This window comes from Paenibacillus sp. sgz302191, from assembly GCF_057749925.1.
Map to the genome: position 1 here is coordinate 20,567 of NZ_JBYLHY010000004.1, position 11,944 is coordinate 32,510.

General features: G+C 48.4%; 13 protein-coding genes. 6 read left to right on the forward strand and 7 right to left on the reverse strand.

All coding sequences use genetic code 11. The features are described 5' to 3' along the window. Window positions 1–93: 93 nt before the first annotated feature. Entirely contained in the window at window positions 94–2,466 is a 2,373-nt protein-coding gene (locus AC3G2T_RS06845; RefSeq protein ID WP_488434991.1) for an S-layer homology domain-containing protein, read from the reverse strand. 733 nt (window positions 2,467–3,199) lie between these two features. Between AC3G2T_RS06845 and AC3G2T_RS06850 the strand changes: the two genes are divergently transcribed. From AC3G2T_RS06850 to AC3G2T_RS06860, 3 genes are read left to right on the forward strand one after another with little or no spacing between them, the layout of a single operon-like run. Then, window positions 3,200–3,541: a sigma factor-like helix-turn-helix DNA-binding protein gene (locus AC3G2T_RS06850; protein ID WP_474685029.1), complete on the forward strand. Its 342-nt coding sequence runs from the start codon at window positions 3,200–3,202 to the stop codon at window positions 3,539–3,541. Between the two features lie 31 nt (window positions 3,542–3,572). Then, window positions 3,573–3,773 carry a helix-turn-helix domain-containing protein gene (locus AC3G2T_RS06855; protein WP_474685028.1) on the forward strand — a complete coding sequence of 67 codons (201 nt, stop codon included), beginning with the start codon at window positions 3,573–3,575 and terminating at the stop codon, window positions 3,771–3,773. An 11-nt stretch (window positions 3,774–3,784) separates the two neighbouring features. Beyond that, window positions 3,785–3,952: a YvrJ family protein gene (locus AC3G2T_RS06860; RefSeq protein ID WP_474685027.1), complete on the forward strand. Its 168-nt coding sequence runs from the start codon at window positions 3,785–3,787 to the stop codon at window positions 3,950–3,952. Window positions 3,953–4,036: 84 nt separating this feature from the next. Here AC3G2T_RS06860 and AC3G2T_RS06865 read toward each other — a convergent pair whose 3' ends face one another. Next, window positions 4,037–4,186: a hypothetical protein gene (locus AC3G2T_RS06865; RefSeq protein ID WP_474685026.1), complete on the reverse strand. Its 150-nt coding sequence runs from the start codon at window positions 4,184–4,186 to the stop codon at window positions 4,037–4,039. Between the two features lie 456 nt (window positions 4,187–4,642). Between AC3G2T_RS06865 and AC3G2T_RS06870 the strand changes: the two genes are divergently transcribed. After that, window positions 4,643–5,251, forward strand: coding sequence for a DUF3238 domain-containing protein (locus AC3G2T_RS06870; RefSeq protein WP_474685025.1), 609 nt, complete (start codon window positions 4,643–4,645; stop codon window positions 5,249–5,251). A 44-nt stretch (window positions 5,252–5,295) separates the two neighbouring features. Here the strand turns inward: AC3G2T_RS06870 and AC3G2T_RS06875 are convergent, their stop codons facing one another. Both AC3G2T_RS06875 and AC3G2T_RS06880 read right to left on the reverse strand, forming a co-directional pair. Then, window positions 5,296–5,736 (reverse strand): hypothetical protein, encoded by a 441-nt coding sequence (locus AC3G2T_RS06875; RefSeq protein WP_474685024.1) that lies wholly within the window; start codon window positions 5,734–5,736, stop codon window positions 5,296–5,298. A gap of 187 nt (window positions 5,737–5,923) precedes the next feature. Continuing rightward, the gene (locus AC3G2T_RS06880) at window positions 5,924–6,178 is read right to left on the reverse strand and encodes a transposase (RefSeq protein WP_474685080.1); all 255 of its coding nucleotides are present in this window, start codon (window positions 6,176–6,178) and stop codon (window positions 5,924–5,926) included. A gap of 358 nt (window positions 6,179–6,536) precedes the next feature. Here AC3G2T_RS06880 and AC3G2T_RS06885 point away from each other — a divergent pair, with 358 nt between their 5' ends. Further along, window positions 6,537–7,169, forward strand: coding sequence for an FMN-dependent NADH-azoreductase (locus AC3G2T_RS06885; RefSeq protein ID WP_474685023.1), 633 nt, complete (start codon window positions 6,537–6,539; stop codon window positions 7,167–7,169). Window positions 7,170–7,268: 99 nt separating this feature from the next. Here the strand turns inward: AC3G2T_RS06885 and rluF are convergent, their stop codons facing one another. Continuing rightward, window positions 7,269–7,976: a 23S rRNA pseudouridine(2604) synthase RluF gene (gene rluF / locus AC3G2T_RS06890; RefSeq protein WP_488434992.1), complete on the reverse strand. Its 708-nt coding sequence runs from the start codon at window positions 7,974–7,976 to the stop codon at window positions 7,269–7,271. A gap of 162 nt (window positions 7,977–8,138) precedes the next feature. On the opposite strand from rluF, the gene AC3G2T_RS06895 reads away from it, so the two are divergent. Further along, the gene (locus AC3G2T_RS06895; RefSeq protein ID WP_488435158.1) at window positions 8,139–8,759 is read left to right on the forward strand and encodes an NAD(P)-dependent oxidoreductase; all 621 of its coding nucleotides are present in this window, start codon (window positions 8,139–8,141) and stop codon (window positions 8,757–8,759) included. Between the two features lie 672 nt (window positions 8,760–9,431). Here the strand turns inward: AC3G2T_RS06895 and AC3G2T_RS06900 are convergent. Together AC3G2T_RS06900 and AC3G2T_RS06905 are read right to left on the reverse strand one after the other, a co-directional pair. Next, complete coding sequence (locus AC3G2T_RS06900) at window positions 9,432–9,788, reverse strand: hypothetical protein (RefSeq protein WP_488434993.1); 357 nt, start codon at window positions 9,786–9,788, stop codon at window positions 9,432–9,434. Between the two features lie 75 nt (window positions 9,789–9,863). Continuing rightward, complete coding sequence (locus tag AC3G2T_RS06905; RefSeq protein ID WP_488434994.1) at window positions 9,864–11,912, reverse strand: ABC transporter ATP-binding protein; 2,049 nt, start codon at window positions 11,910–11,912, stop codon at window positions 9,864–9,866. Window positions 11,913–11,944: the final 32 nt, after the last annotated feature.

Here is an 11,944-nt window from a genome sequence, read left to right on the forward strand (position 1 = left end):
ATAATTTTACACGGCGGGTTTCGGAAAGCGGGAACCGTTTCCCGTAAAAAAAACAAGCACACCGGCGATGCGGCATGCTTGTTCCATAAGGATTTAGTATACGTAACGGGGTCGCTGGTCCTGAAGATCGGCGCGCTTTTGCAGGTAGCGGGAGAACGCTACGGCAGCCTGTGCTTTCGTCACTTCCTGCCCGGGCTCAAAGCTGCCGTTATTCAGCGACATGATATCCAGACCGACGACAATCGCAGCTTCTCCGATATTTTTCAGCTTGGCCGCATCCGCAAAGTTTTTGTTGAAAACATTCTCGTATTTCGTCAAGCTTTTGTAACCAAGCGCCTTAACGATGAGCTGGGCCATGTCTTCGCGGGTGATTTTGGCTTCCGGATTAAAATCCTCGCCAGGAACCAGCAATCCGCGGTCGACCGCATTTTCGACATAGGCGAAATATTTGGACGTGCTTTGCACATCCGCGAAGGAAGCTGCGCGTGCCGCAGGGTAATAAATGCCGCTGTTGCCTCCGTTCATCGCAATGACCAGCATTTTGATCAATTCCCCGCGAGTGATGGCTTGATCCGGGTTCACCTTGCCGTCTTTGACGTCAAGCGCTTGATAGTCCAGCATCAATTGCAGCTCGTTCTTCGCCCAATGATTCTCGATATCGTCCACTTTCACGCGTTCCAGCGAAATGACTTCGCCGTTGGAGGCATTGACCCACTGCCCCGTCTGGGCGTTCAGGAAGAACTGTTCGCGCGTGAATTTCGGAATCAGGGAGTAGACCAGTTTAGCCTCGAGCTTTTTATTGTCTCCGCCCACAGGAGCGCTCGGAACGCTTTCTCCCGCTGCGATCATCAATCTGTATTTCTCGATGGGAATGCCCCCTGGAGCCCCGCTGTTCGCTACCACATAGTTCAGCTTGATCTCATACTGCGAGAGCAGCGTTTCTTTCGCTTTGTCGAGGGCGATCACTTCGGGCTTCTGCTTCGGATACGGCAAATTGGTAATCGAATTGTAGTAATTCAAGATCGCGCCGTCAGTCCGGTCAATGCTCACATTCACACTCTCGTAATTGGCGCTCACGCCATCGATAACCCGTTTGAAATTGAACTCCCAGGTGCGCTGCTGTTTCAATTGTTCGGCAGGTATGTTCTTTTCTACAGGTGCGCTCATTACGAGCTGGTCCGTGTAAGCGGGCAAATTCTTTTTCACAAAATCGATGACAGACGCTTTGGCCGTATCCAGCGCTACCTTGCCGTCAACCGGCTTGGTCCCGTCATTTGGATAATTAATGTACTTGTTGAAGCTCATAATCTCGCCGGTTTTGCTGTTCACCGCAGCCCAGGCGCCGCTGCCGCCGATTTTGCCTGTCGAATCGTTCTCAGCCGCCGGCCGGCTCCAGTTCAGGTTCCAGCTTGAGCTGCTCTCTCCCGTCTCAGGGGAAGTGACCTCGTTGTAGGAAGCGTCGCGCAGCTTGTAGTCATCGGGCAGCTTGAACGCATCGGTTACCTTTTTGACGGCTTCTTCCTTGGTCAGATTCAAATTGGAAGCCGGTTTGTCGGACAGCGGTTTATCTGTAAGCGGCTTGTTGTCACTTGCATAAAGAGACTGGGAAAAAGCGCCCTGGTTCCAAACTTCGCCGTTCACAGCGTTTAGGGCGAATGGAACTAATGTGTAGGCAATGAGCGGTTTTTTCTCGCCTTTTGCTTCATAAGGGATTTGATAGGCTAAGGTAACGTCGGCTTTGTCTTTGAAGGTCTGGGCGATTTTGTCCTCGCCGATCGGCGTCACATTCGTCTCGAATGTCACATCGTCATCCCAGTTGTAATTGTAGCCGGTTACCTGCCCGTCCCCGTTCACAGTGACATTGACGCCGTTCTCCATAAACGGAATGCCGTTAACCGCCCGGTCAAAACGGATGTTGTACTGATAATTTCCGTTCAGAGGGGTGCGGAAGGAATCCTCCTCCGTCTGGTTGTACAGCAGTTCCTTCTGCTTATCCGGATTCACCTTCCCGATCCATGCGGAAGCGATCGCTTTGGCTCCTTTGAAATCGACTTTCGGCGGGTAGCTCAATTTATGCTCGGGATCTTTGTCGTTGATCGAATATCCGACCATCTCTCCGCTAATACCGTTAATCGTAACATGCAGATCGCCTAAATACTGGTCTTTCACTTTCTTCACGAAACTTAAGTTCCAGTTCGGAATGCTGTGTCCGTTCATTACATAATAAGCGTTCAGGTTAGCCGACTGCAGCGTATACCCATCCGGAATTGCAACGTATTTCCTGGCAAGTTCAAGGGCTTGGTCTTTAGTAATTTTGGGCTCGAGCTGTGCGGTGTCGTCGCCTTTGATGGGCAATCTGATAGCTTGAGTCCCTACTGCGGCATCATTCGCCCATGCCTGCGGAGCCGCAGTGAGCAGAAGCGCTGATGCGATAGCGACGGTTCCTGCTTTTTTGACCAGTTTCAAATGAATCTTCCTCCTCGTACGCTTAATAGCGATAAACTTTTCCAGTTCTACACCCTAGACGCCGCCATCCGAAAAAAGGTTGCTGGCCAAACGCCATGAAAATAAGGAAAATTATCGACCTCCGGTTGGGTGAAGCCCAGCCACGGTACAACCAAATGCGTTGAAAAATGGTTTATTCTGCGAGATGTGTTTCGGTTGATTGAGCGGATGATTGCACATGTACGGGGAACGATTCTGCCTCCGAATCATGTAGCCACACTTAAAAAGATACAAGAGATACAAGTGGAGCAAATCTCGCTGCCGCTGGCAGGGTAAGTCCTCATTAATAGGCAACCGAAAAAAAGACCATTCACGAAACAAGGGATACGTCTATCCAAATTCGGGGACTGAAATTGAGTCGGTATGAGGAACGATTCCTCGTTGGAAGTGGGATCCCTTTCATTCCTATTTTCCAGAATCGTCCCCCCCCTCTACTAGTGTTTCAAACTGATATAACGCTTTTTGAACAGCCTCTTATTAGGGCAAATTTCAACTCGTTTTTACAACCATTGACCCTCAAAAAAATTCTTCAAAAAGTCCGCTATATGTAGTCTTATAAAAAGAGGCTAGTAATTTAATATTAAACCAATAACAAAAAGAAACATTTGTTCCCATTTTTCGTATAAGAGGTTGTAAATTTATGATATATTTTACTTTATTAATTAGGAGAGTAAGAATGAAGGGGGTGGTGTGATTGTTAGAACAATATCGTCAGGTTTTACAACGCTTGGCATGGCGTATTCAATATCGTGCTCGTAAGCACATAAGTCGTGAGATTATATCAATAGATTCTTTTGAACATCTCCCTAATTATCGAAATGATGTATCAGAAAGATTAGACTATATTCAAATTGATGAATTAATTCAAAACATCGATTCAGAAAAGGGACGCTATATTATTAAAAGAATTTACATAGATGGATTGAAGGAAAAAGAAGTTGCTGATGAACTCCATATATCGCAACAGGCAGTAAGTAAGTGGAAAAAGAAAAGCTTAGAGTGTTTGAGGTATAAAGTAGAATTAGAAAATCAATAGGCAATTACTGGAGGAGCAGGAGGAACAGTGAATGCAGACAGAGCGAGATCAATTTATAACTGAGTTAATGAACCATCAGAAAGAAGACAATAAAGAAAAATTTATCGAAATGCTCTTATTTTACTTTGATGAAGAGATCCGAAATATGTCTAGATATATAAAAATGCCTAGTGAAGATGCCATACAATCTATTAAAACAGATTTTATTGAATATATTATAAAAAATTGGTAGGAGGAAAGTTTATGGACGTTCAGATTTTATCTTTAATTTCCCAGTATGGTTTTCCTATGGTGGTGGCAATGTTTTCTTTAATGAGGTTAGAAAAAACCATACAATCTAACACTAAAGTTATGCAAGCAATTGCCGTTAAAATGGGGGTATCTGTTGAGGTAGATAAATCAACTAAATAGACCTCCATAGCTATCAGCGAAGCCACTGGGTGCATACGAAGAACCTGTTATCTAAAACCATGATATTATTCGGGCCGTGCCAATTCAGCAGCCGTCAAACCGGGTCTGTGGCACAAACTCCTGCTTCCTCGCCAGCGCCCGGTCGCCCGGCTTGCGATAAGACGAATACCACCGGCACTCCTGGAAGCACATCACGACAACCGAACGAATCCGCGGCAGCTCTATTAGGCCCATAACCAGCGTAGCTGTCTCCATGAGCAAAGTGGATGTAATTTAATTTCCATGTTTTAGCTTGGGAAGCTCCGGTATCGTTAGTATCGGAACTTAACTTCCATTCTGATTTTCTTCTGACGCTGGATTTAAGTGAGTTAAAGGCAATAGCATAAGAGGATCGCTTCAGGCGGTCCTCTCTGTTTTATTTCATTTATTGAGGTCGTTCATTTCTCTACATGGAGACGTACACAATATGGTAAATTTTGTATTAGTCACCATGATATATTTGATTACATAAGCTCTCTTTAACTGTTCCCAACAAGCAGGAACTGAATCAAGGTTGTAAAAAGCGAATTATAATCTCCTTATATAGTGAGAAGGATGATTTATATCATTTGGAAGGTTGGGAATGGCCTTTAATATGATACATTCCTATCATCCATAAATCTCAACTATAATTTGGAGGATGATATTATTATGGCAAATATTGTAGAAGTTCGAGTTACAGCATTTATTCCTGATGTTGAGTGGATTGAGTTCTTACGCACAACTGCCGTTCGAATCCTATATAACGGTAATAATCGTAGTTTTACTTACTGGACCGAGAATAATCCCCATGCATTTAAGTTGGCATCTCACGTAGTGGCTAACTTTACGAATAAATCGGTTCAGCATTATGCTGGTGTGGGCCCTACTATAGAAAGAACGGTAGATATTAACACTGGGGAAGTTATTCGCAGCGACATTAAAGGTCAAGCATCTAGCGATGGAGTTAAAATGATTTCGTATCTTTTTGATCCCTTGCATGGAGATTGGGTCGATGTTAAACTGAGCGCAGACGTAGCTATTCCAACGTTTAATCCATCGCCTGCAATCAATTGGGATTATACCATCAGAATTTATAAAAATGGCAATGTTTCCGTTCAAGGATCACATGACGGATATCCAGCACATGAAATCTGGAAACGAGTAGATTCTTCGCCATTTCCGGTATCAATTCACCAATACCACCCAAGCTCTAAAGGATACACAGTTCACACCGGCTTATTCCCCGCTGCAAGCCAAACAGTTAATGCTCAAGGTTAAAAAAGAAAGATCAAATCCCTTTTGGGGGATTTGATCTTTCTTTTTTAACCTAAATACCTATTATTCAAGTACTTTTCGATTACTGTGGTACAAATGGAAAATAATATGGCTGCTCCTACAAAAAATGAATAAAGTAAAATCGCAAAATCTGAAAACAAGAATTCTCCCTTACTTAAATAGCCAAAACCACCAAACATAAAAGGAACTATTATCGCGGTAAATATACTAAAAATCACCAATACAATTGTTTTAAATATAAAATTTACAATTCCAAAGTGGGATTTAGTAACACGGAAAAATAAATTGACGACAAAATAAATCGGAATAGAAAAAAAAATAAAAAATATAGTTATCCAAGGATATAGTAGATCTATTTCACTTTTTTCAGGTATGGCGAGTAGATGTTGAGCTATTTTGTAAAAAAGAACTCCTGATAAGTAGCTGACAGCAACTACTACTGCATAATTCAAGAATCGAATCTTCATTACTTAATACTCCTTTTTCAATTTATTAATTATCCTGCTGGCACTATCCAACATTTTCTCAAAAAAACGGGGCGAAACAACTATGAATCGTTTGTTTGTTCGATTGATTGAACTAGTAAAATAATCAACAATAATTCCAACAAAATACTATAGTACTATTTTATCACATTTAAGTGGATATTAAAAATTATACCAGGGGCACGCCAAATGAGAAAACCGCTGTATTTTCCGGGTACCATTTCTGCATCAAATCCAGCAGTAGCCTTTGCCATGCCTTTCGTAAATATTCGTACGAGATGTATTCCACACCTCTCCACTCTTTATTCTTGTCTAATGTACCTTCTGTGACTAGTGCATGAATATGCGGGTTAAACTTTAAATCCCGTCCGAATGTATGAATGACGGTGATGACTCCTACCTCGTATTCCTTACTCTTATTCATTCGCCGATAATAATACTGGAACACAAATGGTCCATGAATATTTGTTTCAGTACGTTTGTCTCCATATTTCAAGCATACCAATTTTTGTTTAGATAGGGTACCCCTTACGCTTTTACGCTGTAAAGAACTTAAACATTCTTATGTGGTAAAAAAAACGGAAGCGTAACTCCGACCGCATCCAGACTTTCTCAAAACTCCGAAGCACACGGTTTGTTCCCGAAATGACGCTGTAATTTTGAACACACATTTTTTCATCTTTTAAAATTTTGTAAGTAGATTAAAATTTGTAACAAACTATAGATTATATGTTATAATGACATCGTAAGTATTCTAACATATAGAAGGGAAGTTTTGATTCATGGCAACTGTACTTTATATCACTGCACATCCTCTCGATTCTCAAGCATCTTTCAGCCTTGCTGTAGGAAAAGAATTTATTGAAGCATACCGCGAAGCAAATCCAACGGATGAAGTTATTCATCTGGACTTGTATAAAGAAAATATCCCGCTAATTGACGCCGAGGTTTTCAGCGGTTGGGGAAAACTTCAGTCAGGTTCTTCTTTCGATCAACTGTCCGGTGCGGAACAATCAAAAGTAGCTCGTCTTGGGGCACTCGTTGATCAATTCGTAGCTGCCGACAAATACGTTTATGTTTCTCCAATGTGGAACTTCTCGTTCCCTCCGGTTTTGAAAGCATACATCGACGCTACTTCAGTTGCGGGTAAAACTTTCAAATACACCGAAAATGGTCCCGTCGGCCTGCTGTCCGGCAAGAAAGCCCTGCATATTCAAGCTAGCGGCGGCGTATATTCGGAAGGTCCTGCGGCTCCATTAGAATCGGGATACAGTTATTTGAAGAAAGTTATGCAGTTCTATGGGGTTCAATCGCTCGAGGGGATTTTTGTCGAGGGAACGTCATCGGCAGAGAAAGCTCCGGCTATTAAAGAAAAAGCAATCGCAGATGCCAAAGAGGCAGCAAAACGCTTCTAAACGATTCCCGGCTTCCTTAGCGGAAAGACCCCTGCTACAAGCAGCGGGTCTTTTTTTGCCGCAAAAAAAGATCAAGGGCTCTCAAGCCCTTGATCTCATTCAGGATTTTGCATCTGCTGTCCCCAGAATCCGCATTAGTTCCTGCAATTCTCCCTGCGTCAAATTTCTCCACTTGCCTGTCTTCAGATTGCCGAGATGCATGTGCATAATCCTCACGCGCTGCAAACGCACGACCCTGTACCCGAACACTTCGCACATGCGGCGAATTTGCCGGTTCAGCCCTTGCGTCAGGATAATGCGGAACACTCTTTCGCCCACCCGGTGAACCTCGCAGGGCTTCGTAGTCGTGCCCAGAATTTTGACACCGCCGGCCATCCCCTGCAAAAACATCGGTGTGACGGGTTTATTGACCGTTACGATGTACTCTTTATCGTGATTATTTTCCGCACGCAAAATTTGGTTGACGATATCGCCGTTATTGGTCAGCAGGATCAATCCTTCCGAATCTTTGTCCAGCCTTCCGATGGGGAAAATTCTTTCGGAGTGCCCGACAAAATCAACGATATTGCCCTTCACATGCGTTTCCGTCGTGCTCGTAATGCCAACCGGCTTGTTCAGCGCGATGTAGACATGCTCCTTCTTGGCTCCGATCGGCCTGCCGTCGATCCGCACTTCGTCGCCCGGTCCGACGACGCTGCCAAGCCCGGCCACCTCGCCGTTAATGGTGATCCGCTTCGCTTCGATCCACTTGTCCGCCTCCCGTCTGGAGCAGACGCCGGTTTCGCTGATGAATTTATTGATCCTCATAGGCGGGAAATCCCCTTGCTAGTAAAATGTTGCCGCAGCAATCGTACAGAACTATTATGCGGGATTCGTCCGCGCGGTTCAAGTAGGCTCCGTACTCCCGGCTCGCGCGCCCCGCATGGAACATGTACAATAGATGGAATACTAGGAAAGCGGTGAATGACGATGCACATATTCATTTTGGGCGGGACTGGGCGCGTAGGCGGCGAGGTGCTCCGGCTTGCATTAGATGACGGGCACAGCGCAACCGCGCTCGTGCGTGATCCCCGGAAGCTCGGGCGGCTGCCGGATCGCCTTGCTACGCTTCAAGGAGACGCCTGCCGCGAAGCAGACGTCCTAGCAGCCATGCGAGGCGCGGACGCCGTCGTCAGCTGCCTGAGCACAGACGGAGGTGCTGCGCTGACCTCAAGCATGCCGCTTGTCATCCGCGCGATGCGGGCTCACGGCATCGGCCGGATCGTCACCGTCGGAACGGCCGGCATTTTGCAAAGCCGGGAACACCCCGGCCTGCTTCGCTACGAGGCGCCGGAATCGCGGCGCACTTCCGTCCGGGCCGCCGAAGAGCACCGCAAGGCGTGGGAGCTTTTGGCGTCGTCCGGCCTGTCTTGGACGGTCGTGTGCCCGACTTATTTGCCCGACGGCGAACGGATTGGGCGGTATCGGGTGGAAAAAGATGTTTTGCCCGAAGGCGGCACATCGATATCCGTCGGAGATACGGCCGAGTTTACGTATAAGCAGGTGTTGAGCGGCGAATTCGCCGGCTGCCGCGTGGGCATTGCTTATTGACAAAAAACTCCTCTAATCGCTGCTTCGAGCGATCGGAGGAGTTTTTTTGCAATGTGCAGCTTACCGTACGGCCCACGTAACCGTCAAGTGCCCGCGCCAAAGCCGGAATGGTGACTTTGCCGAGGACGGCAGCACATCAACGCGTCAAAACCGATGCGTCTAAGAACGATACGGCTGCGTTCGGCACGAAAAATGGGCGCCAAAATCAGCGTTTGCCCGTTCTCCAGCCTCCAGGCTGCGCGAAAGCCTGCTAAGCGAGACCCCTTGGCAACGAAGAGAAAACCCGCAAAAGCCTTGCCCTATCGCCAGACCGGTTCACCCCGCAGTCTAGCTATGCACAAAAAACCTGCAAAAATACATCTTTTTGCTAGTAGATACGCTGACAGCGCAGAATTCCTGCAATTGTGCAGGCTTTTCATCGAACCCAAGGGCTTAGGGGCATTTTCATCGAAAATTCCTGCACAATTGCAGGCTTTTCGCCAAAATAAACCACATTAACAAAAAAAGCCTGCACTTTCGCAGGTTTTTCGAGTGGCCAAGCCACTTCGCGAATGGCTACGGCTGTCCCCACCGACTGCCGCCATACAGCGCAACACCGCGCGCTGGGAGCTGCGCGCGGCGTCGTGACTTTCACGGGCACTCCGGGGAATGATTGGAGGCCAGTCGTGCCGGTCAGTACCTTCTGCCACCGCCGCCGGTTATTGCGCGAATATTGATCCAGGAGATTACGATGCCGACGATGCGGAACAAGTAACCTACGACAGGTATAAAGCTGAGGAAAGACAGCACGACGTTGGCAATCGCCGTGTTCGTCGTGCCGTTGCCCGCTAGCCAGGCAAGAACCAGACTGACGAATACCAGCGGGATGACCCACGTATAGGACCACAAATACATAAAAGGAATGAGCCCGATCAAATAACCCGCCGCAATGCCGATTTCCGAAATCAGTTGAATCAGGTTCAAAAGGCGAAGCGTATCAGAACGCATCTTCGTTCCCCCGTTCCCCAATGGGATGGTATGCCCTTCCATTGTAGCATACTCCCAACCGGCCGTCTTTAAACGGACGGCCGGTGGGTGTCCGCCGCCCGGAGCATCGGCGGCCGGCTATACGCCGCTCTCCGCTTGCTCGGCGGCGACGGCGGTTTCCAGATGTCCCTGCTGCAGCTGGTACATCTGGTAATAACGGCCGAGCTGGCGCATCAGCTCGTCATGGCTGCCCTGCTCGACGATCTCGCCATGGTCGAGCACAAGAATCAGGTCGGCGTTCTTGATCGTCGACAGCCGGTGCGCAATGATGAAGGTGGTCCGCCCCTTCTTCAACACATCGAGCGCGGCCTGAATGACGGCCTCGGTCTCCGTATCGATGCTGGCGGTCGCCTCATCGAGAATCAGAATCGCCGGGTCGAACGCCAGCGCCCGGGCGAAGCTGATCAGCTGCCGCTGGCCGGCCGACAGCGTGCTGCCTTTCTCGATCACCGGCTCGTCGATGCCGCCCGGCAGAGCCGCAAACATCTCCGCGGCGCCCACATCGCGCAGCGCCTGCTCGACCCGTTCCCGGCTGATGGCCGGATCGTCCAGGCTGATGTTGGACGCAATCGTGCCGGTGAACAGGAACGGGTCCTGAAGCACGATGCCCATGTGCTGGCGCAGCAACTGTTTGGGCATCTCGCGCACATCGCGGCCGTCAACCGTAATACGGCCCTCTTTCACATCGTAGAAGCGGAACAGCAGGTTCAGGATCGAGCTTTTGCCTGAGCCGGTATGCCCGACCAATGCGACGGTCTGGCCCTGCTTCGCCTCAAAGGAAATATCCTTGAGGACGTACTCGCCCTCTTTGTAAGCAAAGCGCACATGCTCGAACTTGACGTTGCCGAGGTACCGATCGGCCTTGCCGTCAACGACGTCGACGCCCTGCTCGTCGAGCAGTTCAAAGACGCGGTCGGCGGATACGACGGCTTTTTCCAGATTGGGCAGCTGGTTGACAATACCTACCATCGGATGGAACATCCGGTTCAAATAATCAACGAACGCGTACAGCACGCCGATCGAGATGAGCGTGTTCATGCCACCGCCGCCGATAAGCCAGATCAAACCGAAAAAGAACAAGTTGCGGATCACGTTCATCAAATTATGGGAAGTGTAAGAGTTCAGGCTGAGCATTTTATTTTGATAATCCGTATACTCGTCATTCAGTTGTTCGAATTCGCGCTGCGTCTCCTTTTGCCTGCGGAACGCCTGGATGATCGGCATGCCTTGAATCGCTTCGTTGATCATACCGTTAATGCTGCTGAGCCGCTCGCGGATTTCCTGATTGTAACGGGTCGCGAACTTGCGGTACACGACAATCCATACATACAGCATCGGAATGACCGGCAGTGTAAACAGCGCAAGCCGGTAGTCCAGCACGAACAGGGCGGAAATAATGCCCACGATATAAATCGTGCCGGTAAAAAAGTTCGCCAGCACCTGAACGTACAAGTCGCGCACCGCCTCGGTGTCGTTCGTGATTCTGGAAACGATTTTGCCTGCGGGCTGGTTGTCGAAATATTGGATCGGCAGCCGCTGGATTTGCGCGAACACGTCCGCGCGCATGCGCTGGATAATGCGGTTGGCCGCCGATTGCAGCAAAAACTTCTCCCCGTACGTAAACACCGCACCCAGCAGGATAAGGCCAAAATACAGCCCTGCGAGCTGCATAAGGCGCTGCATTTCGGGCGCGTAGAAGGCGTACAGCTCCTGCAAGCTCAGCTTTTGGGCCGCATAGTCGGCCACCTGGCTGCCCTGCGTCACTACGAGGCGGCCGTTCTCCAGCTTGCGCGCCCCGTCAAAAAGCAGCGGCTGCTCAATAAGCGCGAACTGGCTGCCCGCCTGCAGAATGCGAATCTCTTTCCCGCGCGCTTCCCCCTCGGAGAAGTTGTCGCTTCTTTTGTACCAAGTTCCTTTGTACGGAACGGCCTTGTCGGTTTGTATGGCCGACTCCGTTTCATACCACGGCTTCTCGATGCCGAGAATGTGGCGGTCGATCATCTGTTTGGCGATAAAAGGACCCGCCAGTTCCGCCGATACGGCCGCCGCCAAAAGCAGCAGCGCAAGAAGCAGCGGTTTTTTGAACAGTGCGGCATATTGAAATAGTCTCTTGCCCGTATGTCTCATATGGGGCCTCACCTTCTTTTCACTCAGGATAT